Here is a 20,015-nt window from a genome sequence, read left to right on the forward strand (position 1 = left end):
CTGCCGGCCCGGCGCCCGCGCGTCGCCGGGATGGATGCCGCCCGATGGTTGCGCGGGGCATCCGAGATTTGGGGCAGACTTCACCGTTCGTTCATCGGTTGGGCACCCTCCTCGCCCGCTGCCGGGCGAATGATGGACCCGCTCCAGGATCGGAACATCCCCCATCGAACTCCGGAAGGATTCGTCGTGCGAAAAGCGCCATCCCCCTCCTCCTCGACCCGTCGCCGCCTCGTCGTCGGCGGCGCCCTGCTGGCGACCGCGGTGCTCGCCGCCGGCGGCGCGGTCGCGGCATCCGCCCATCCCGTGGCCGACGCGTCGGCCTCCACGAAGACGCCCATCAAGCATGTCGTCGTCATCTTCGGCGAGAACGTGTCGTACGACCACTACTTCGGCACGTACCCGAACGCGGCGAACACCGACGGGACCACGTTCACCGCCGCCGCGCACACGCCTGCCAACGACAACCTCGTCAGCTCGGGCGCGCTGAAGAGCAACCCGAACCTGTACCCGCCGACCCGGCTCGCGTCGAGCCAGGCATCCACCTGCGACCAGAACCACGCGTACAAGCCCGAGCAGAACGCCGTCGACGGCGGCCTCATGGACAAGTTCGTGCAGAGCGTGTCCGTCGACACCTGCACCGGCCTCTACGGCACGCCCGGCCTCGCGATGGACTACTACGACGGCAACACCGTCACGGGCATGTGGAACTACGCCCAGCACTACGCCATGTCGGACAACTCGTGGGATGCCACGTTCGGCCCCTCGACCCCGGGCGCGCTGAACCTCATCTCCGGCCAGACGCACGGCTTCACCGAGGTCGACTCGGTCACCGGGCAGCAGGTCGCCACCCCGGGCAGCTACACGCTCGCCGACCCCAACCCGGCCGGCGTCGGCACGGTCATCAACGACCCCGACCCCGCGTTCGACGACTGCTCGGACAAGAACCACACCTCCACCAACACGCTCGCCGCCGGCCACGGCAAGAACATCGGCGACCTGCTCAACAGCAAGGGCGTCACGTGGGGCTGGTTCCAGGGCGGGTTCCGCCCGACCACGACCGCCGGCACGAACGGAGCGACGTACTCCGTGTGCGGTTCCAAGCACACCAACCTCGCCGGGGCATCCGTCGTCGACTACAGCCCGCACCACAACCCCTTCGCGTACTACGCGTCGACGTCGAACCCGCACCACCTGGCCCCGTCGTCGGTGGGCATGATCGGCAAGACCGACCAGGCCAACCACCAGTACGACCTGACCGACTTCGACTCCGCGCTGCAGGGCGGAAACCTCCCCGCGGTGAGCTTCCTGAAGGCCTCCGAGTACCAGGACGGCCACGCCGGATACTCCGACCCGATCGACGAGCAGCACTTCATCGTCAACGAGATCAACGCGCTGCAGAAGTCGAAGTACTGGTCCTCGACCGCGGTGGTCATCGCGTACGACGACTCGGACGGCTGGTACGACCACGTCGCCCCGACGATCACCAACGCGTCGCACTCGACCGTCAACGACGCGTCGGTGTGCACCACCTCGACCGCGCCCGTCGCCGGCGGCTACGCCGACCGCTGCGGACCGAGCCAGCGCCTGCCGCTGCTGGTGATCTCGCCCTACGCCAAGACGAACTTCGTCGCGCACAACGTGACCACCCAGCCCTCGGTGCTGAAGTTCATCGAGGACAACTGGGGCACCGGCCGCATCGGGGACAGCTCGTTCGACGCCACCGCCGGCTCGCTGAACCCGATGTTCCAGTTCGGCCGGGCGGACGACAAGCGCGTGCTGCTGAACGCCGACGGCTCGGTCGCCTCCGTCACTCGCGCGGGTGACGGCGACAGCCAGTAATCCACACGCGACACGGAACGACCTCGGGGGATGCCCCGGGGTCGTTCCGTGTCGGGGCGGGGTCCCTTCGTCTCGCTTCGCTCGCTCAGGGACCGGCGGTGCGGGGCCTGGGGGTGTGTGGGGATGCCGGGCGAGGATGCGCGGCGGGAAGCCCGGGGTGGGATGCCGGGAGCGCAGCCCCCGAACTGAACGGTCGAACAGGTGGCAGATTCAAGAATCTAGACACTCATCGCGCCATTTTGATACAGTCGTTCAGAAATCTGCAGCGGACGACACGACGACGTGTCCAGGAGGTTCGAGAATGAGCAGCACACCGGCATCCGCCCCCGAACAGGGCACCCTCGCGAAGGGCAAGCTCGGCACGTTCGACATCGTGTTCTTCGTGGTGTCCGCCGCCGCGCCGCTGACGGTCGCGGTCAGTTCCGCCCCGCTGGCGTTCCTCGTCGGCGGCATCGGCGCCCCGGGAGCCATGCTCGCGAGCGGGGTGGTGCTCATCCTCTTCGCGATCGGATTCACCGCGATGTCGCGCTACGTGCGCAACACCGGCGCGTTCTACGCCTACGCGGCCGCCGGCCTCGGCAAGCCGGTCGGCGTCGGGGTCGCGTTCGTCACGATCGTCGCGTACGCCTTCCTCTGCTTCTGCTTCTACGCCCTGCTCGGGTTCTACGCGAACCTCACGTTCGCGCACCTGTTCGGCATCGATCTGCCCTGGGGCGTGTGGTCGATCGTGTCGGTGCTGATCATCGGATTCCTCGGCTACCGCCGCATCGACGTCGGCGCGAAGGTCCTCGCGGTGCTGCTGACGGCGGAGATCAGCATCCTGCTCATCATCGGCGTCGCGGTGGTCATCCAGAACGGGGGAGGAATCGTCGCGGCGACCGCGGCATCCTTCAACCCGGCCAACGTCTTCTTCGCGGGCGGCGCCAGTGCCCTGTTCGTCTTCGGGTTCGGGGCGTTCCTCGGGTTCGAGGGCACGGTCATCTACGCCGAGGAGGCGAAGGATCCGTCGCGCACGGTGCCGCGCGCCACGTACATCGCGATCGCGTTCCTCGGCATCTTCTACGCGTTCACGTTCTGGGTGCTGACGCTCGCGTTCGGACCGAACGGCGTGATCGAGCTGGCGAACTCGAAGCACGCCGAAGACATGCAGTTCCTCGCGGGCGAGCACGCCCTCGGCGCCTGGGCCGGCGTCGTCATGCAGGTGCTCATCGTGACGAGCTTCTTCGCGTGCACCCTCGCGTTCCACAACGCGTGCTCCCGCTACCTGTTCTCGCTCGGCCGGGAGCGCCTCCTGCCCGCACCCCTGGCCCGCACGCACCCGCGCATGCAGTCGCCGTATCTCGCCAGCATCACGCTCTCGGTCATCTGCCTGATCGCGATGATCCTCGCGATCGTCTCGGGACAGGACCCGTTCCTCGGCATCGGCCTGTGGAGCTACGCGATCGGTGTCGCCGGTCTCGTCTTCGCGCAGGGCGTCGCCGCGATCTCGGTGATCGGGTTCTTCTGGAAGGACCGCCGCGGATACTCCGTCTGGCACGTCGTCGTCGCACCCGTGCTGGGTGCCGTGGGCCTCCTCGCCGCGTTCGTCGTGATCGCCACCCACTTCGACCTCGTCTCAGGGGTCGAAGGCCCGATCAACCAGGGGATGCTGGCGTGCGTTCCGATCATCTTCGTCGGCGGCATCGTCGTCGGTCTCGTCATGAAGCGCCGCGCACCCGCGCGATACGCTGCGCTGACGCAGTCGGTCACCGTGCTGCCCGCCGAAGAACTGGAGGTCGTCTGATGGCCGCAGCCAAGAGCGCCCAGCGCCGGCAGGATCTGCTGCAGGCCACGAGCCGCGTCATCAGCGAACGCGGGCTGTCCGGCGCGAGCGTGCGGACGGTCGCCGAGCAGGCCCAGATGAGCGCCGGCAGCGTGCTCTACCACTTCGAGAGCTTCGACCAGCTCGTCGAGACCGCCGTGCGCGGCGCGATCGAGGAGTTCATCGACAACCGGCGGCGGCTGTCCGAAGCCCACCGGGACCCGCTCGCGCGCCTGCGCGCGACGATCGAGGCCGGCATCCCGGAGCGCATCAGCGACGACCTGCGCATCGTGTACGAGGCATCCGCGGCGATGCGCGAGAAGTCCCGGTTCAAGGCGGCGCTGTCGCTGCTGCTGGAGCGCCAGGTCGCCCTGTACACGACGATCATCGAGGTCGGCACGGCGCTCGGCGCGTTCCGTCCGCGCATGGACACCCTCGCGATCGCGGCGAACCTCGTCGCCCTCGAGGACGCCTACGACCTGTACCTGCTCGACGAGGACAACTGGCAGCGCGACCGCTACCTGCAGAACACGATGCAGTTCGCCGAGCTCGCCCTCGACTGCGTGCTGATCGCGCCGGATGCCGCGCCGGATGCCGGCGCCGAGACCCCGGAGGAGACCCCGTGACCGACCCGTCCGCCGCGACCGCCGTGACCCTGGACATCCCGACCGGGACTGTCCGTGCCCGCGATCTCGGCATCCCCTTCGACGGCGAACCCGGGCCCTGGAACGCGATCACCGACGTGCCCGGCCTCGAGGTCGGCTACGTCACCCTCGTCTCCGACGGCCCGGACGCCGCCCGCACCGGCGTCACCGCGATCCTTCCCCGCGGCCGGGACAAGGCCGGCATGCCGTGCGCGGCCGGCGTCGCCGTGCTCAACGGCAACGGCGAGCTGACCGGACGCAGCTGGATCGAGGAGGCCGGACAGTTCCAGACGCCGGTCGCCATCACCAACTCTCACGCGGTGGGCGCCGTGCACCGCGGCGTCGACCGGTGGCTGGCCGAGCACGATCCGGCCACGGCCGCCCAGTGGATGCTGCCCGTCGTCGGCGAGACCTGGGACGGCTACCTCAACTCCATCAACGCCGACCTCGTGCGCCCGGAGCACGCGATCGCCGCGCTGGATGCCGCGGCATCCGGGCCCCTCGCCGAAGGCAACGTCGGGGGCGGCACCGGCATGAACTGCTACGGGTTCAAGGGCGGCACCGGCACCGCGTCGCGCATCGTGCGCGGCGGGGACGCGTCGTGGACCGTGGGAGTGCTGCTGCAGGCGAACTTCGGGTCCCGCCACGAGCTGCGCGTCGGCGGGCATCCGCTCGGGCGCACCTCCGCGGCGCCGAACCCGATGGAGACCACGGACTGGTTCGAGCGCGAGGTCGCCGGTGCCGGGCCGGCGGTGCCGGGCGCCGGCAGCGTGATCGTCGTGGTCGCGACGGATGCCCCGCTGCTGCCCGACCAGTGCCGCGCCCTCGCCCGGCGCGTGCCGCTCGGCCTCGCCCGCACCGGGACGACGGGCAGCCACTTCTCGGGCGACATCTTCCTGGCGTTCTCGACCGCGAACGAGGGGGCCCTGGCATCCCGCATGGGCGTGCCGACGGGCACCGTCCAGACGCTCGAGCACGTCAGCTGGGGAGGCATCGACGCGTTCTACGCCGCCGTCGTCGAGGCGGTCGAGGAGGCCGTGCTGAACGCGCTCGTCGCCGCTCGCGACATGGTCGGCCGCGACGGCCACGCCAGCTACGCTCTCCCGCACGACGAGGTCCGCGCCGCCTTCGCGTGAGCCGCGTCTTGCGGGCTGAGCTTGTCGAAGCCCGTTCGCCCGGGGTGTTGCTCTTCGACAGGCTCAGGGCGCGCGGTCGACGGCTCAGGGCGCGCGATCGGCCAGCCCGCGGATGGCGGTGTCCACCACGCGGGCGGCGACATCCTGGATCTCGGACTCGCTCAGCCGGCCGGCGGGGCCGTGCAGCACGAGCAGGGCGAACCCGTGCACGGCCGACCAACAGGGCCATTCCGCGCCCGGACGGGCGGATGCCGGCAGGTCGCCCTCCCGCACCATGGCGTCGAGCGCATCCACCAGTGCGATCAGCGGCGCCGGCATCCCGGACTCGCCGGGCAGTGCCCGGCTGGTGAAGAACGCCGTCTCGAACCACCCCGTCTCGCGCCGCGCGAACGCGATGTAGCCGAGGCCGACGGCGCGCAGGCGCTCGCGGCCGGTGAGCCCGGCGGAGTCCGCGGAGGATGCCTGCATCCGCGCGGCCATGTCGTCCTGGATCCGCTGGGCGATGGCGTGCAGCAGCTGCTCGCGGTCGGCGAAGTGCCGGTACGCGGCGCTCGGTGACACCCCGGCCCGGCGGGTGACGTCGCGCAGCGACAGCGCGGCGGGGCCGCCCCTGCGGGTCAGCTCGAGGCCGGCATCCACCAGCGCGGCGCGCAGATTGCCGTGGTGGTACGTGTCGCGGGTGGCGGTCTCGGTCATCCGACCCCCCTTTCCGAACGCGAGTCACATGTGTACGCTGTAAACATATCGCATGTGAACTGCGTGCACATCGAGGAGGATGCCATGACCACCGCCCTTCCGCCCATCGTCGACGCGGCCACCTGGCAGCAGCAGCTCGACCAGCTGCGGGTCCGCGAGAAGGCCGCCACCCACGAGCTCGACGCGATCGCCGCCCAGCGCCGTCACCTGCCGATGGTGGAGCTGCCGCCGTACACCCTCGACTCGGCCGACGGACCGGTGAGGCTCGTCGACGTGTTCCAGGGCAAGAGCCAGCTGATCACCTACCACCACATGTGGCGCGACGGCGCCGAGTGGCAGTGCCCGGGATGCACCGGTTTCACCGCCCAGTTCGCGCGGCTCGCGTTCCTCGACCACAACGATGCCCGGTTCGTGATCGTCACGCAGGGCGAGATCGGCGAGGCTCTCGCCTACCGCGAGAAGGTCGGCAACCGGATGGAGTGGTACTCCACGGCGAACAGCCCCTTCGGGGCGGACGTGGGCGCGCCGAAGGGCGGCGGATTCGCCCTGAACGTCTTCCTCCGCGACGGGGACACCGTCTACCGCACCTGGGCGACGTCCGGGCGCGGCAGCGAGCAGCTCGGCTACACGTTCGGACTCATCGACATCCTCCCGTACGGCCGGCGCGAGGACTGGCAGGACTCTCCGGACGGCTGGCCGCAGGGCGGCCGGGGCAACGGGTGGCCGTCGTCGAAGGACGTCGCCGCCGCGTACGGTCCGCACACGCACTGAGACCGGCGCGGCATCCGGCATCGGGGATGCACAGGTGGTTCATGGATTCGGATGTCAGCCTGGAGGTCCACTGACGCCCGAACGAAATGAGGACGCCATGAACTGCCCCGTCGACGGCCAGACCCTGGTCATGAGCGAACGCTCCGGCATCGAGATCGACTACTGCCCGCAGTGCCGGGGCGTGTGGCTCGACCGCGGCGAGCTCGACAAGATCATCGAACGATCGGCATCCGCCCCGGCGCAGTACGCGCCGCCGCCGCAGCGGTACGACGACCGCGGGTACGACAAGCACGGGTACCACGGCAAGAAGAAGTCGAGCTGGCTGGGAGAGCTGTTCGACTGACCGGGTGCGGATGCCGCGTCAGACGCGGAGCGGCTCCAGCAGCCGGTGCGGCTCCTTCAGGGCCGCCTGGTAGGGGTCGTTCGCGCCCTCGGGCTGCGGCTTGCGGATGACGATGTCGCCCGCGTCGGGGATGACGCCGCACTCCGAACAGGTGCCCTGCACGGTGAGCGGCGCGCCGTCGGTGCGGTGCGTGTAGACCATCCGGCGGTCGGGGGCGACGTAGTTCTCGTTGCCCCACTGCGCGAGCGAGAAGATCGCGGGCCACAGCGCCTCGCCCTTCGGGGTGAGCACGTACTCGTCGCGCGCGCCGTGGCCGGGGACGCGGTCCACGACTCCGTGGTCGACCAGCCGCGTGAGGCGGTCGGTGAGCGTCGCGGGCGGGATGCCGATGTGCTTCTGCAGGTCGGAGTAGCGCCGGATGCCGTAGAAGAGGTCGCGCACGACCAGCAGGGTCCAGCGCTCGCCCACGACTTCGAGGGCGCGCGCCACGGCGCAGTCCTGGCCTGCGTAGTCCGTTCCCAGAGGCATGATCCGATCGTACCAGCACTTCAACCATTGATGCTTGTAACTTCATTGATTGAAGTGCATACTGGTCGGCATGACTCACGCAGAAGCGGTGCCGTTCACGGCATCCACCCCCGTGATCGCCGCCAGACGGCCCCTCCGCCTGCCGCGCACGGCTGGATTCGTCGCGATGTCGGCCACGCTCCTGGCCTTCTTCGTCGCGGCCGGCGCCCCCACCCCGCTGCTGCCGCTCTACGAGCACGAGTGGGGGTTCCCGCCGTCGATGCTCACGGTCGCGTTCGGCGTCTACGCGTTCGCGCTCATCGCCGCCCTGCTCGTGTTCGGGTCGCTCTCCGACCACATCGGACGCCGGCCGGTGCTCATCGGCTCGCTCGTCGTCGAACTCGTGTCGATGGTGGTGTTCCTCTTCTCGCCCGCCATCGGCTGGCTCATCGTCGGCCGGGTGCTGCAGGGCCTCGCCACCGGGGTCGCGTCGAGCACGTTCGGCGCGGCGATCGTCGAGCTCGCACCCGAGAAGCGCAAGAAGCTGGGCGCGGTGATGTCGAGCTTCGCGACCACCGCGGGCCTCGGCGTCGGCGCCCTCGTGTCCGGAGTGATCGCCTTCGCCATCCCGACCGCGGCCGCCACCACCGTCTGGCTGGCGCTGGTGGTGGTGATGGTCGCCGGGACGGTTGCCGCCGTCCTCACGCCCGAGACCTCGACGCGTCGCGCGGGCGCTGCGGCCTCGCTGATCCCGCGGGTGAGCGTCCCCCCGCGGGTGCGCCGGCTGTTCGCCGCGACCGCGCCGACCGTCGTGGCCGTGTTCCTGGAGACGGCCCTCTTCCTCGGCCTCCTGCCGATGATCCTCGCCAGCGTGTTCCACGTCCAGGCACCGGTGCTCGGAGGAGCGATCAACTTCGTGATGTTCGCCACGGCGACCGTCACCGCCGGGGCGACGGGCGCCATCCACCCGCGGAGGCTCAAGGTCCTCGGCAACGTCGCCCTCGTCGTCGGCGCCGTGCTCGTGCTCGGCGGCCTCGCCACCGCACAGCTCGTCTTCCTGTGGATGTCGGCCCTGGTGTCGGGCTTCGGCATGGGCGCGGGCTTCACCGGCAGCAACCGCGGGCTCGTCCCCGAGGTCGAACCCCACCAGCGCGCGGGGCTGTTCAGCGCCATCTTCGTGGTCGCGTACGTCACGTTCGGAGCATCCGCGATCATCGCCGGGTTCATCGCCACCGCGGTCGGCGTCACCGCCATGGCCGTCGGCTACGGCATCCTCCTCGCCGTCGCGGCCCTCGTCGGGCTGACGCTCACCGCCGCGTCCCGTCCGCGCACGCACTGAGACGCACACGGGTGGGATGCCGGATCAGCGCACGCGCACGGTGAGCCGGAGGCGCTCGCGCACCCGGCCGCCGGCGTGGGTGAGCGCCAGGTCGATGACCGCGACGCCCGGCGCCCGGCCGACGATGCGCAGCTCGCGCGCGAAGCTGCCCTGACCGGGTGGATCCCCGGCCGGAGGGATGCCGACCGTCTGCACGTCGACGGCATCCGCATCCCCGGTGACCGTCGCCAGCCACCGGTACCCCTGGCCGCCCGCGCCGGTGATCGGGGCGCGGAACCGCTCCCCGATCACCAGGTCGAGCTCAGAGGGCAGGTCCGATGATGACACCGTCGTGCCACCCGGAGCCGTCGCGCCAGAAGTGCTGCATGTTGCCATCCTGCCTCCGCGCGACCACCTCGAGGTTGAACCCGAAGCTGCTCTGCACGATCGCGAGCGCCCGGTCGATTCCCGTGCCGAACGTGGCGCTCGCCTGCCACGTGCCGCCCGGGGCCATCCACCAGTGCTGCAGGGTGCCGTTCGTGAGCGCCACCACCAGCTCGTAGTTGCCCGACGCGAATTCGTCGCTGCGCGAGTACTGGCCCTCGATCATGACGGGGCCGCCGTGGCATCCCCCGGCGAACGTGGACAGCGCCGACCACGCCCACGTGCTGCCGTCGGCGCGGGTCCAGTGCTGCAGCTGGCCGTTGCGCAGCACGCACACCAGCTCGAGGTGGCCGGTCGTCGTCTCGACGAGGCTTCCGCCGGCCTCCGCGATCGGGTTGCCGAAGACCGGGAACGGCGGCCGCACGATGATCGGCCCGCCCTCGGTCGCGGCCTCGGGATCGGACGTCGGCGCATCCGGAACGGAGACCGGCGCACCCGGCGCGGCGGCGCCCACCAGCTCGGGCACCGGGGCATCCGCCTCCGCGACCTCGTCCTTCGCGGCGTGCACCACGATCGGCGGGTTGCCGAACACGGGACCCGCATGCCAGCCGCCGCCGTCGCGCCACCAGTGCTGCAGGTCGCCGGACGACAGCGCCGTCACGACCTCGAAGTTGCCGGGGCCGTAGTGGCTCTCCACGAACCCGGGGGTGCCGACCGCGTTCGTCGGCCCGAAGGTCGCGCCGTCGTTCCACGTGCCGCCGTTCTGGTCGAACCACCAGTGCCGCAGCCGCCCGCTGTTCGAGCGGTAGATGAGCTCGAAGTTGCGGTTGAACGTCGTGCCGGTCGCGGTGGGCTCCGATCCCGCGTCGTTCGCGAAGCCGGGAGCCTCCGCCCACGGCAGCGAGCCGTTGCCGTTGTCCCGCCACCAGTGCGCGATGCCGCCGCCCGGGTCGTGCACGAACAGCTCGAAGTTGTCGTGGTTCGCGCCGTTCCCGCTCTCGAACATGCCGCCGTTGTGGTTGAACCTCTTGCTCCACGGGTCGGGGTTGGTGCCGCGCAGGCCGTACATCTCGTTGCTGTCGATGCCGATCTGCCCGTACCCGATCCACCCGTAGCCGTGGTCGCCCCAGTCGTCGCCGCCCGGCGTCCCGCCCCACGAGTTGCGGATGAGCCACGCCTGCTTGCCGTCGTCGAACCCGACCACGTCGACGACGTGCGTGCCGTTGGAGGTCTGGTTGGGAGCAGCCCGGTACACCGTGGTGATGTCGCTGTACCCGTAGAAGTCGTCGTAGATGGTGATGGAGCTCGCCACCGTCGGACCCACCTGCCAGATCCAGTTCTTCATGTCGTCCACATTGCTGAGCGTCGTGTACGCCGGGACCTTCACCGTGCGGCCCGAGCGGTCGAACGTCGTCGTGGCGGTCGTCTGCTGGGTGGACCCGGTGCCGCAGTTGCTCGGTCCCGGATTCCAGTAGCCGTCGTCGCGCGCGGCCGGGAACGGCCAGGGGATGCTTCCCGGATCGGCCTGCCCGTTCGAGTGGACCCAGTTGAGGGTGTTGCGGGCATCCCCGCACTGTCCGATCACGACGCTCAGTCCCTTGACCACGTCGCCTTCCGAGCGCGGCGCCCACGCACAGTGCTCGATGCGGGTCATCGCCTCGACCAGGCCGGTGGGAGCGAAGATCCAGCAGTGCTCCGAGTCGAACTGGTCGCGGGTGCGGGTGAAGGTGGGCCAGCCGTTGCGGTTGCGCCAGTCGACGGATGCCGGACGCGGCCCGCCCGCCGGTCCGCCGGCGGCCCCGGGCGCGCCGCCGAGGAAACCGGGGGAGAGTCTCTCGGCGAGGTGCCGGGCCGAGGGCTGCTCGGCGACGAGCTTCAGCACGTCGACGCGCTTCTCCGGGTCCGCCGGCCGCGGCGGCGGCCCGCCGAGCAGATGCCGCTTGATCGGCCGGTCGTCCGGGATGTCGGGCAGCACCTGCCACCCGAGGTCGTGCTGGGCGATGAGCGCGCGCACATCGCCGTAGGTCTCGAGCCGTGGGCTCGGTGTTGATTCAGGCATGTGATCCCCCTGTTGTCCGGATGCCGCCAGTGCGGCATCGTCCGCGAACAGGAGGCCTCAGCACCCCGCCGTGATGCGGCCCGGGCCTGGGAACTCGGTCTCGGGGGACCCAGAACCCGCCGAGGGGCGGCCGGAAGCAGGAGGAAGGCTGAGACCAGGAGGATGCCGGCCGGATCGTCCTGTTTCCGGCCATTCCCCTGTTCTCAGCCGCCGCCCAACGCCCCGGCGCCGCGCGTTGTCAGCCGCCGAGGGCGCGGAGCAGGGCGGCACCGTCGGGGGACCCGAGACCGGTGCAGGCATCCCACCCCGGCCGGGCGGCGAAGGCGCCGTTGTTGCCCGACGTGATGTCGCGGAACCCGGCGGAGGTGCCGGATGCCGTCGCTCCGGCATACAGCTTCGGCTGCGCCAGCCCCATGCGGGTGCCGGTGGCCTGCACGATCCGGGCGATCAGCGCCGCCCACAGCGGTGCGACCGCGCTGGTGCCGCCGATCACCATGTCGGTCCCGTCCACCCGCACCTGGTAGCCGGTCCGCGGGTCGGCGTTGCCGGCGACGTCCGGAACCCCGCGTCCGCTCGCTCCGGCCTCGTCCGGGGGCACGCCGACCGCGCCCTGCCACGAGGGGAGCGGGAACGTGTCGCTCACGCCGCCGCCGGTCGCCCCGCCGGCGGCGCCGTCGTTCCACACCGTCTCGGACGAGATCGTGCTGCCCGAGCCGTGCAGGGCGGTGCCGCCGCACCCGAGCGCGTGCGGGCTGGATGCCGGAAAGTCCACGTGCGGCGCGCCGTCGCCGGCGTTGTCGCCGCTGCCGTTGTCGCCCGCGGCGGCGGTGACCGTGGCGCCCATGCCGGCGGCGTCGACGAACGCGGCATCCATCGCGCTGCGCGACTGCGCCGTCCAGGCATCCTCGCTCTGCCCCCAGCTGATGCTGATGGCATCCGGCGTCGGGGAGGCGTGCGCGGCCTTGGTGACCGCGTCGACGAACCCGGCATCGGTGTTGGGGGCGAAGTAGACGACGATGTGCGCGCCGGGGGCCAGCGCCCCGACCACCTCGATGTCCAGCAGCACCTCGCCGTCGGCGCCGTTCGGGTCCTGCCCCGGCTGGTTCGAGGCCCCGTCGACGCCGACCGCGGTCACGATGGGGGTCGGGATGCCGAGCCCGGCGAAGTACGCGTCGAGGTCGGACTGCGCGAACCCGCCACCCAGCTCGATGATCGCAACCGTGCGGCCCGTGCCGTCGGTGCCGGGCGGGAAGCCGTAGAGCTCGCCGACCTGCACCGGGGTGTAGCTGACGGCGCTCGCCGCAGCGGTCGGCGTCGTGGGTAACACCCGGAAGTGCGTCTCGGCCTGCGGGCGGTCGTCGAGGCCGAGCACGGCCACCACCCGCTCGTGCAGGTCATCGGGCAGGGTGAGTCCGCCGGTGCGCTCCCGGTACGACGAGTCGCCCAGGGCCACGGTGTTCAGCTCGACGCCGAACAGCTCCCGCACCACGCTCGCCTTCGCCCTGATGCGGATCAGGCGCTCGCCGAGGTCGGTGCTCACCACCTCGGCGCCCGCGGCGCGGACGGATGCCTCCACCGCTGCGGCATCCGCGGGGTCCGCCCCGTACTTCTCAACGAACTCGTCGTGCGGGATGGGGTTCGCGAGCACGTCGTCGGGCACCTCGGCCCGGCGCCGCAGCACGAGGGTCGCGTCGATGGGCGCGTCGGGATGCACCGCCCCCTGCGGGACGCCCCCGCGGATCGGTGCGCGCTCGCTGCCGGGAAGAGGGTGTCCGCCGGGGATGTCTGGGGTCATGCCTCCGGCGTACACCCGGGCCCGCGTGCACGGAAGGGGGTGGACAGCGGATGCCGGATGCCCCCCGCCGGGGTCGTGGGGTGAAGATGGGACCCACACCGTCATCAGGGAGAGGGACATGCGTCGAGCCGGGATCGTGGTCGCGGCAATCGTCGCGGCCGGGGTCGGGCTCGCGGCGTGCACCGGTGCGCCGCCGCACCCGGCCGCGTCGCCGCACACGCAGTCCGCCATCCCGCCGCCGGCGACGGCATCCGCCTCGCCGGCGACCGCCACCCCGATCACGCACGTCGTCGTCATCTTCGACGAGAACGTCTCGTACGACCACTACTTCGGTACGTACCCGGCCGCGGCGAACACCGACGGCACGCGGTTCACGGCATCCACGGGCACCCCGGCGAGCGATGACCTCGTGAGCTCGGGCGCGCTCGCACACAACCCGAACCTCTCGCCGCCGCGGCGGCTGTCGCCGGCGCAGGCGCTCACCTGCGACCAGGACCACGGGTACACCGCCGAGCAGCGCGCCGTGAACGGCGGCCGGATGGACCGGTTCGTGCAGAACACGTCCGGCCCGGCCTGCGCGAACGGCTACTCCGCCCCCGGCCTCGTGATGGACTACTTCGACGGCAACACCGTCACCGCGCTGTGGAACTACGCGCAGCACTACGCGATGTCGGACAACGCGTGGGATGCCGTGTTCGGACCGTCCACGCCGGGCGCGCTGGACCTGGTGTCCGGTCAGACCCACGGCGTCACGGCCCTCGACCCGGGCACGCATCGGCCGATCGACGACCCGGCCGTCATCGCGACGGATGCCGGCAAGACCGGAACCCTCACCGCCGACCTCGACCCGGCGTTCGACGACTGCTCCGCCCCAGGCAGCCCCGTCGCCCGCGCGGCCGGCGCGAACATCGGCACCCTGCTGAACGCCAAGGGCGTCACGTGGGGCTGGTTCCAGGGCGGATTCCGTCCCACCGTCCCGGCCGGCGCCGGCTCGCGAGCGGTGTGCGGCGCCGCGCACCCCAACCTCGGCGGGGCGAGCGTTCCGGACTACAGCGCGCACCACGAGCCGTTCCAGTACTCCGCGGCCACGGCCAACCCGCACCACCTGGCCCCGACGTCGGTCGCCATGATCGGACGCACCGACCGCGCGAACCACCAGTACGACCTGAGCGACTTCACCGCGGCTCTGAACGCCGGCGATCTGCCCGCGGTCAGCTTCCTGAAGCCCGCACGGTTCCAGGACGGCCACGCCGGCTACTCCGACCCGATCGACGAGCAGCACTTCCTGGTGAGCGAGATCAACGCCCTGCAGCGTTCGCCGCTGTGGGCGTCGACCGCCGTCATCGTCGCCTACGACGACTCCGACGGCTGGTACGACCACGCGCCGCCGGCGATCACCAACGCCTCGCACACGGCAAGCGACGCCGCCGTGTGCACGGGGTCTGCGGCATCCGTCCTCGGCGGATACGCGGGGCGCTGCGGGCCGAGCCAGCGCCTGCCGCTGCTGGTGATCTCGCCCTACGCCCGGTCGGACTTCATCGCCCACGACGTCGTGTCGCAGGCCTCTGTGCTGAAGTTCATCGAGGACGACTTCGGCACCGGCCGCATCGGCGACGGCTCGTTCGACGCCACGGCCGGGTCGCTGACCCCGCTGTTCGACTTCGCGCACCCCGACGGCGCGCGCGTGCTGCTGAAGCCCGACGGCTCGGTCGCCTCGATCACCCGCTGACGCCCGCGCCGCACGATCGGGTGCGTGCGAACCCCGCCCGGGCCATCATGGGCACATGGACACCCCGCGCCGCCCGCTGCTCGCTCCGTCTCCCGCATCCTGCGACTGAGGCCCGCTCGTGTTCGGCGAATACACCGACGCCCAGTGGGCCGCCCTCGCGTTCGTGTACCTCGGCATCGCCCTGGTGCTGGCGCTCGTCGTGCGCCGGTACGTGCCGATCCTCGCGCGCCTGTACCTGCCGGCCAGCGTGATCGCGGGATTCCTCATCCTGCTCCTCGGCCCGCAGGTGCTCGGCCTCAGCGGCTGGAGTCCCATCCCGGTGCAGGTCACCGACGTGATGGCGCGGCTGCCGGGCCTGATGATCAACGTGGTGTTCGCGGGCATCATGATCGGAAAGGCGCTCCCGTCCGTCAAGCAGATCTGGTCGGATGCCGCCCCGCACGTGATCCTCGGGTCGGTGTTCTCGTTCGGTCAGTTCGCCCTCGGCGCGTTCGCGGTGGTGTTCATCCTGACGCCCCTGTTCGGGGTGCCGGACGTCGCCGGGTCCATCCTCGAGCTGTCGTTCGCCGGCGGCCACGGCACGATCGCCGGCATGGGGGGCCTGCTCACCGAGGCCGGCGCACCGGAGATGATCGACGTGGGCCTCGGGCTCGCCACCATCAGCATGATCACCGGCGTCGTGGGCGGGTCGATCCTCGTCAACTACGCCGTGCGCAGCCCCCGCATCACCACGGCCCGCGATCGCCCGGCCCACGGGTCTGATGCCGGGCGGCTCCAGGAGGTCCGCCCCAACGAGGGCGACCAGGCCGGCGAGGTGGGGCTGGGTTCGATCAGCCGCAGCTTCGGGGCGATCGCGGTGTCGATCGCCATCGCGATCGTCATCCTGAACCTGCTGCGGCTCATCGCGCACGCGTTCGGCTCCGACCTGTTCGACCGCTTCCCGCTGTTCCCGTTCACGGTGATCGGCGGCTTCGTCGTGCAGCTCGTGCTCACCGTCACCAAACGCGAGTACCTCGTCGAACGCCGCACGGTGAACGACATCACCGGACTCGCCCTGGACATCCTCATCGCCGCGGCCATCGGCACGATGTCGCTCGCCGCGCTCGGGTCCAACATCCCGGCCCTCACGATCCTCACCGTGATCGCGTTCGCGTGGAGCGTCGTCGGGATGCTGTGGCTCGGCCCCCGCATCCACCGGCGGGACTGGTTCGAGCACGCGATCGCCGACTACGGGCAGTCGCAGGGCAACGTCGCGACCGGGTTCGTGCTGGCCGACATGGCCGACCCGGACCGCACCACGAGCGCCGCCCGCTCGTACGGCTACAAGCAGCTCATCTACGAGCCGTTCCTCGGCGGCGGCATCCTGACCGCGTTCAGCATCCCGGTGATCCTGCAGATCGGGTCGCTGTGGTTCGGGATCGTCTCCCTCGTCGTGACGATCCTGCTCATCGCCTGGGGCGTGCTGCGCCGCCGCGGCGACCCAGCGCGCTGAGCGCCGCCTCGCGCGCTGAGCCTGGGGCCACGCGCCCGGAGGCTCCGCGCAGCGCGAAGCGATGCGTGGAGGGGGCGTGGGGAGCGAAGCGCAGGACCCCGGGGTTCACGCCGTGACGAGCCGGTACCCCATGCCCTGCTCGGTCAGGAGGTACCGCGGGTCGGCGGCATCCGGCTCGAGCTTCTTGCGCAGCTGCGACATGTACAGCCGCAGGTAGCCCGAGTCGGCCACCTGGTCGGTCCCCCAGATCTCCTTGAGCAGCGACTGCCGGGTGACCAGCGACCCGGGATTGCGTGCCAGGAACTCGAGCATCTTCCACTCGGTCGGAGTCAGGTGCACGCGCGCCCCGCCGCGGGTCACCGCCCGCGCGGCGAGGTCGACCGACACGTCGCCGAACTGCACGACCGCCTCCCCGGTCGGACCCGTCGCGCGCCGGGCCAGCGCGCGCAGCCGCGCCAGCAGCTCGTCGATCTGGAAGGGCTTGGTCACGTAGTCGTCGGCTCCGGCATCCAGCGCGTCCACCTTGTCGGCGGATCCGGTGCGGCCGGACACCACGATGATCGGGGCCTGCGTCCAGCCCCGCAGGGCGTGGATCACCTCGACCCCGTCGAGCTTCGGCATCCCGAGGTCCAGCAGCACCAGGTCGGGTTTGGATGCCGCGGCCAGCGCGATCGCGGCGGCCCCGTCCGGCGCGGCGACGATGTCGTAGCCGTGCGCGGCGAGCGTGATCCGCAGGGCGCGCACCAGCTGCGGATCGTCGTCGGCGACCAGGATCTTCATGCGTTGTCCTCACCCGCGTTGCTGATTTCGGAGAATCCCCCCGATTTCGGATGCCGAGCCTGGGCGGCATCCGAATCCAGATCGATTCTCCGCGATTCGCGCGCGCCGGATGCCACCGGCAGGGCGATCACCATCGTCAGACCGCCGCCGGGGGTGTCTTCGGGGGTGAGCGTGCCGCCCATGCCCTCGGTGAACCCCTTCGAGAGCGCCAGCCCCAGCCCGAGGCCGGTGGTGTTGTCGGTGTCGCCGAGCCGCTGGAAGGGCGCGAAGATGTCGTCCCGGCGCTCCGGCTCGACCCCGGGACCGCGGTCGACGATGCGGATCTCGGCCGTGCCGCCCAGGCGAGACGTCGAGATGCGCACGCGCTGCCCGTCCGGGGAGTGCCGCTGCGCGTTGGCGAGCACGTTGACCACGACCCGCTGCAGCAGCACGGGGTCGGCGGAGATCATCGGCAGGTCGGCATCCAGTGCGAACTCGAGCTGGGCAGGTCCGAGCCGCAGCTCGTCGACCGCCGCGAGGATGACGCCGGCGGCATCCGTCGGCCGCAGCGACACGGCCAGCACGCCGGCCTGCACTCGGCTGACGTCGAGCAGGTCGGTGACGAGGGTGGACAGCATCCCGAGGCTCTCGTCGGCGGTGGCAAGGAGCTCCGCGCGGTCGTGCGCGGAGAGGGATGCCCCCGCGGTGCGCAGGCCGCCGACGGATGCCACCGCCGCCGCGAGCGGGCGGCGCAGGTCGTGCGACACCGCCGACAGCAGGGCGGTGCGCACCTGGTCGGCCTCGGCGAGGGCGTCCACCTCGCGGGCCGTCTCGCTGAGGTCGGTGTGCTCGAGGGCGGCGCCGAGCTGCGCGGCGATGACGTCGAGCAGACGCCGCTCCCCGGCATCCAGCGCGCCGCCGTGCAGCTCGAGTGTGGCCCGCGGGGTGCCGTCGATGCTGCCGATCGGCACGCGCTCGACCGGAAGGGGATTTCGGAGTTTCGCGTCGGATTCGGATGCCTCCGCGCCGCCGTGTCCGAAATCCGCTCGATTCTCCGAAAACGGGCCGGAACCGGGGTCGCCGACCTGGCCGTCGGACGCGAGCACGGTGCCGTCGGCTCCGACGAGCCGGACGCCGGGCAGGCCGAACGCCTCGCGGGTGCGCGCCACCAGCGCCGGCACCGCGCTCTCGCCGCGCAGCACGCTGCCGGCGACCGTGGCCAGCAGCTCGCTGTCGGCGGCGGCGCGCCGGGCGGCCCGCGTGCGGCGGGCGGCCTGATCGACGACGAGGCTCACCAGCAGCGCGTTGACGACGTACAGCACCAGGGCCAGCGCGTGCGCGGGCGCGGCGATCGTGACGGTGAAGTACGGCGCGACGAACAGGTAGTCGAGCGTGAGCCCGGAGAGCACCGCCGCGAACATGGCCGGCCACATCCCGCCGACGAGCGCGACCGCGATCACCAGCAGCTGGTAGGCGAGCACCTCCGTGGTGATGGAGTCGGCGCTGTGGAACTGGAACAGCACCCACGACAGCGCCGGCCCGCCGACGAGGGCGACCGCGAAGCCGAGCAGCCGGCGCTTCACCGACAGGGCCCCGCCGCGCAGGTGCGGCAGGGCGAACCGGTCGCCGGCGGCGGCGTGGGTGACGATGTGCACGTCGATGTCGCCGGACTCGCGGATGATCGTCGCCCCGATCCCGGGGCCCGAGAGCGCCGCGCCGAGGCGTCCGCGGCGGCTGACGCCGATCACGATCTGCGTCGCGTTCACCGAGCGGGCGAATTCCACGAGGGAGTCCGGCACGTCTTCGCCGACGATCTGGTGGTAGCTGCCGCCGAGCGACTCGACGAGGGCGCGCTGGGCGGTCAGCGCCGCCGGGCTTCCGGATCGCAGGCCGTCCTGCGGGGTGACGTGCACCGCGAGCAGCTCCCCGCCGGCGGTGCGCGCCGCGATGCGGGCGCCGCGCCGGATCAGAGTCTCGCCCTCCGGGCCGCCGGTGAGGGCGACGACCACGCGTTCGCGGGCTCGCCAGGTCCCCTCGATGCCGTGCTCGGTGCGGTACGCGTTCAGGGCGCTGTCGACCTCGTCGGCCAGCCACAGCAGGGCGAGTTCGCGCAGCGCCGTGAGGTTGCCGAGCCGGAAGTAGTTCGACAGCGCCGCGTCGATGCGGTCGGCCGGATACACGTCGCCGGCCGACAGCCGGTCGCGCAGGGTCTGCGGCGCGAGGTCGACGACCTCGATCTGGTCGGCGCCGCGCACGACGGCGTCGGGGACGGTCTCCCGCTGCACCACCCCGGTGATCTGGGCCACCACGTCGCCCAGCGACTCGATGTGCTGCACGTTGACCGTCGTGATGACGTCGATGCCGGCATCCAGCAGGTCGTCGACATCCTGCCAGCGCTTCTCGTGGCGCGAGCCCGGTGCGTTCGTGTGCGCCAGCTCGTCGATGAGGGCGACCCGGGGATGCCGGGCGATCACCGCGTCGAGGTCGAGCTCCTCGAGGTCGACGTCGCGGTGCGCGAGGATGCGGCGCGGCACCACCTCGAACCCGTCGACGAGCGCGGCCGTGGCGGCCCGGCCGTGGGTCTCGACGATGCCGACGACGACGTCCTGTCCTGCGGCGAGGCGGGTCCGCCCCTCCTCGAGCATCTCGTACGTCTTGCCGACGCCGGGCGCCGCGCCCAGCAGCACCCGCAAGGTCCCGCGCCTCATACCGTCAGTATCCCCTCGTCCGGCGCGTCCCGAG

Annotated in this window: 16 protein-coding genes; 9 read left to right on the forward strand and 7 right to left on the reverse strand. The window is 71.4% G+C overall.

What is annotated here, in order from left to right:
* Positions 1-186: 186 nt before the first annotated feature.
* The 4 genes from LK09_RS17170 to LK09_RS17185 all read left to right on the forward strand — a co-directional run bounded on the left by LK09_RS17170 (position 187) and on the right by LK09_RS17185 (position 5,420).
* Positions 187-1,839: a phospholipase C gene (locus LK09_RS17170; protein WP_039402286.1), complete on the forward strand. Its 1,653-nt coding sequence runs from the start codon at positions 187-189 to the stop codon at positions 1,837-1,839.
* A gap of 301 nt (positions 1,840-2,140) precedes the next feature.
* Positions 2,141-3,622, forward strand: coding sequence for an APC family permease (locus LK09_RS17175; RefSeq protein WP_039402288.1), 1,482 nt, complete (start codon positions 2,141-2,143; stop codon positions 3,620-3,622).
* The gene (locus tag LK09_RS17180; protein ID WP_052226940.1) at positions 3,622-4,266 is read left to right on the forward strand and encodes a TetR/AcrR family transcriptional regulator; all 645 of its coding nucleotides are present in this window, start codon (positions 3,622-3,624) and stop codon (positions 4,264-4,266) included. The genes LK09_RS17175 and LK09_RS17180 overlap by 1 nt, the downstream gene beginning before the upstream one ends.
* The gene (locus LK09_RS17185) at positions 4,263-5,420 is read left to right on the forward strand and encodes a DmpA family aminopeptidase (protein WP_156138875.1); all 1,158 of its coding nucleotides are present in this window, start codon (positions 4,263-4,265) and stop codon (positions 5,418-5,420) included. Before LK09_RS17180 ends, LK09_RS17185 begins: the two co-directional genes overlap by 4 nt.
* Positions 5,421-5,504: 84 nt before the next feature.
* On the opposite strand, the gene LK09_RS17190 is transcribed toward LK09_RS17185, so the two are convergent.
* Entirely contained in the window at positions 5,505-6,116 is a 612-nt protein-coding gene (locus tag LK09_RS17190; RefSeq protein ID WP_039402289.1) for a TetR/AcrR family transcriptional regulator, read from the reverse strand.
* Between the two features lie 84 nt (positions 6,117-6,200).
* On the opposite strand from LK09_RS17190, the gene LK09_RS17195 reads away from it, so the two are divergent.
* Both LK09_RS17195 and LK09_RS17200 read left to right on the forward strand, forming a co-directional pair.
* Positions 6,201-6,887 (forward strand): DUF899 domain-containing protein, encoded by a 687-nt coding sequence (locus tag LK09_RS17195; protein ID WP_039402395.1) that lies wholly within the window; start codon positions 6,201-6,203, stop codon positions 6,885-6,887.
* Positions 6,888-6,984: 97 nt separating this feature from the next.
* Entirely contained in the window at positions 6,985-7,230 is a 246-nt protein-coding gene (locus LK09_RS17200; protein WP_039402291.1) for a TFIIB-type zinc ribbon-containing protein, read from the forward strand.
* Between the two features lie 18 nt (positions 7,231-7,248).
* On the opposite strand, the gene LK09_RS17205 is transcribed toward LK09_RS17200, so the two are convergent.
* Entirely contained in the window at positions 7,249-7,758 is a 510-nt protein-coding gene (locus LK09_RS17205) for a winged helix-turn-helix transcriptional regulator (protein ID WP_039402293.1), read from the reverse strand.
* Between the two features lie 70 nt (positions 7,759-7,828).
* On the opposite strand from LK09_RS17205, the gene LK09_RS17210 reads away from it, so the two are divergent.
* The gene (locus LK09_RS17210) at positions 7,829-9,076 is read left to right on the forward strand and encodes an MFS transporter (protein ID WP_039402295.1); all 1,248 of its coding nucleotides are present in this window, start codon (positions 7,829-7,831) and stop codon (positions 9,074-9,076) included.
* 24 nt (positions 9,077-9,100) lie between these two features.
* Here LK09_RS17210 and LK09_RS17215 read toward each other — a convergent pair whose 3' ends face one another.
* The 3 genes from LK09_RS17215 to LK09_RS17225 form a co-directional block, all read right to left on the reverse strand.
* Positions 9,101-9,403: a hypothetical protein gene (locus tag LK09_RS17215; RefSeq protein WP_039402297.1), complete on the reverse strand. Its 303-nt coding sequence runs from the start codon at positions 9,401-9,403 to the stop codon at positions 9,101-9,103.
* Entirely contained in the window at positions 9,378-11,498 is a 2,121-nt protein-coding gene (locus tag LK09_RS17220) for a C1 family peptidase (RefSeq protein WP_082008352.1), read from the reverse strand. The genes LK09_RS17215 and LK09_RS17220 overlap by 26 nt, the downstream gene beginning before the upstream one ends.
* Positions 11,499-11,736: 238 nt before the next feature.
* Positions 11,737-13,293, reverse strand: a complete 1,557-nt coding sequence (locus LK09_RS17225) for a S53 family peptidase (RefSeq protein ID WP_039402301.1) — start codon at positions 13,291-13,293, stop codon at positions 11,737-11,739.
* A 118-nt stretch (positions 13,294-13,411) separates the two neighbouring features.
* Between LK09_RS17225 and LK09_RS17230 the strand changes: the two genes are divergently transcribed.
* On the forward strand, positions 13,412-15,022 hold the full coding sequence (locus LK09_RS17230; protein ID WP_039402303.1) for a phospholipase C: 1,611 nt from the start codon (positions 13,412-13,414) through the stop codon (positions 15,020-15,022).
* Between the two features lie 118 nt (positions 15,023-15,140).
* Positions 15,141-16,514, forward strand: coding sequence for a sodium/glutamate symporter (locus tag LK09_RS17235; protein ID WP_039402306.1), 1,374 nt, complete (start codon positions 15,141-15,143; stop codon positions 16,512-16,514).
* Between the two features lie 105 nt (positions 16,515-16,619).
* On the opposite strand, the gene LK09_RS17240 is transcribed toward LK09_RS17235, so the two are convergent.
* Positions 16,620-17,294 carry a response regulator gene (locus LK09_RS17240; RefSeq protein ID WP_039402308.1) on the reverse strand — a complete coding sequence of 225 codons (675 nt, stop codon included), beginning with the start codon at positions 17,292-17,294 and terminating at the stop codon, positions 16,620-16,622.
* The gene (locus tag LK09_RS17245) at positions 17,291-19,981 is read right to left on the reverse strand and encodes an ATP-binding protein (protein ID WP_082008353.1); all 2,691 of its coding nucleotides are present in this window, start codon (positions 19,979-19,981) and stop codon (positions 17,291-17,293) included. The genes LK09_RS17240 and LK09_RS17245 overlap by 4 nt, the downstream gene beginning before the upstream one ends.
* Between the last annotated feature and the right edge of the window lie 34 nt (positions 19,982-20,015).

This window comes from Microbacterium mangrovi, assembly GCF_000802305.1.
Classification (GTDB): domain Bacteria; phylum Actinomycetota; class Actinomycetes; order Actinomycetales; family Microbacteriaceae; genus Microbacterium; species Microbacterium mangrovi.

Bases quoted from the DNA above. Each gene is read 5' to 3' on its own strand.
- LK09_RS17180 (WP_052226940.1), top strand. From the start codon at position 3,622: ATGGCCGCAGCCAAGAGCGCCCAGCGCCGGCAGGATCTGCTGCAGGCC.
- LK09_RS17205 (WP_039402293.1), bottom strand. From the start codon at position 7,758: ATGCCTCTGGGAACGGACTACGCAGGCCAGGACTGCGCCGTGGCGCGC.
- LK09_RS17200 (WP_039402291.1), top strand. From the start codon at position 6,985: ATGAACTGCCCCGTCGACGGCCAGACCCTGGTCATGAGCGAACGCTCC.
- LK09_RS17175 (WP_039402288.1), top strand. From the start codon at position 2,141: ATGAGCAGCACACCGGCATCCGCCCCCGAACAGGGCACCCTCGCGAAG.
- LK09_RS17210 (WP_039402295.1), top strand. From the start codon at position 7,829: ATGACTCACGCAGAAGCGGTGCCGTTCACGGCATCCACCCCCGTGATC.
- LK09_RS17240 (WP_039402308.1), bottom strand. From the start codon at position 17,294: ATGAAGATCCTGGTCGCCGACGACGATCCGCAGCTGGTGCGCGCCCTG.
- LK09_RS17195 (WP_039402395.1), top strand. From the start codon at position 6,201: ATGACCACCGCCCTTCCGCCCATCGTCGACGCGGCCACCTGGCAGCAG.
- LK09_RS17220 (WP_082008352.1), bottom strand. From the start codon at position 11,498: ATGCCTGAATCAACACCGAGCCCACGGCTCGAGACCTACGGCGATGTG.
- LK09_RS17225 (WP_039402301.1), bottom strand. From the start codon at position 13,293: ATGACCCCAGACATCCCCGGCGGACACCCTCTTCCCGGCAGCGAGCGC.
- LK09_RS17190 (WP_039402289.1), bottom strand. From the start codon at position 6,116: ATGACCGAGACCGCCACCCGCGACACGTACCACCACGGCAATCTGCGC.
- LK09_RS17230 (WP_039402303.1), top strand. From the start codon at position 13,412: ATGCGTCGAGCCGGGATCGTGGTCGCGGCAATCGTCGCGGCCGGGGTC.
- LK09_RS17245 (WP_082008353.1), bottom strand. From the start codon at position 19,981: ATGAGGCGCGGGACCTTGCGGGTGCTGCTGGGCGCGGCGCCCGGCGTC.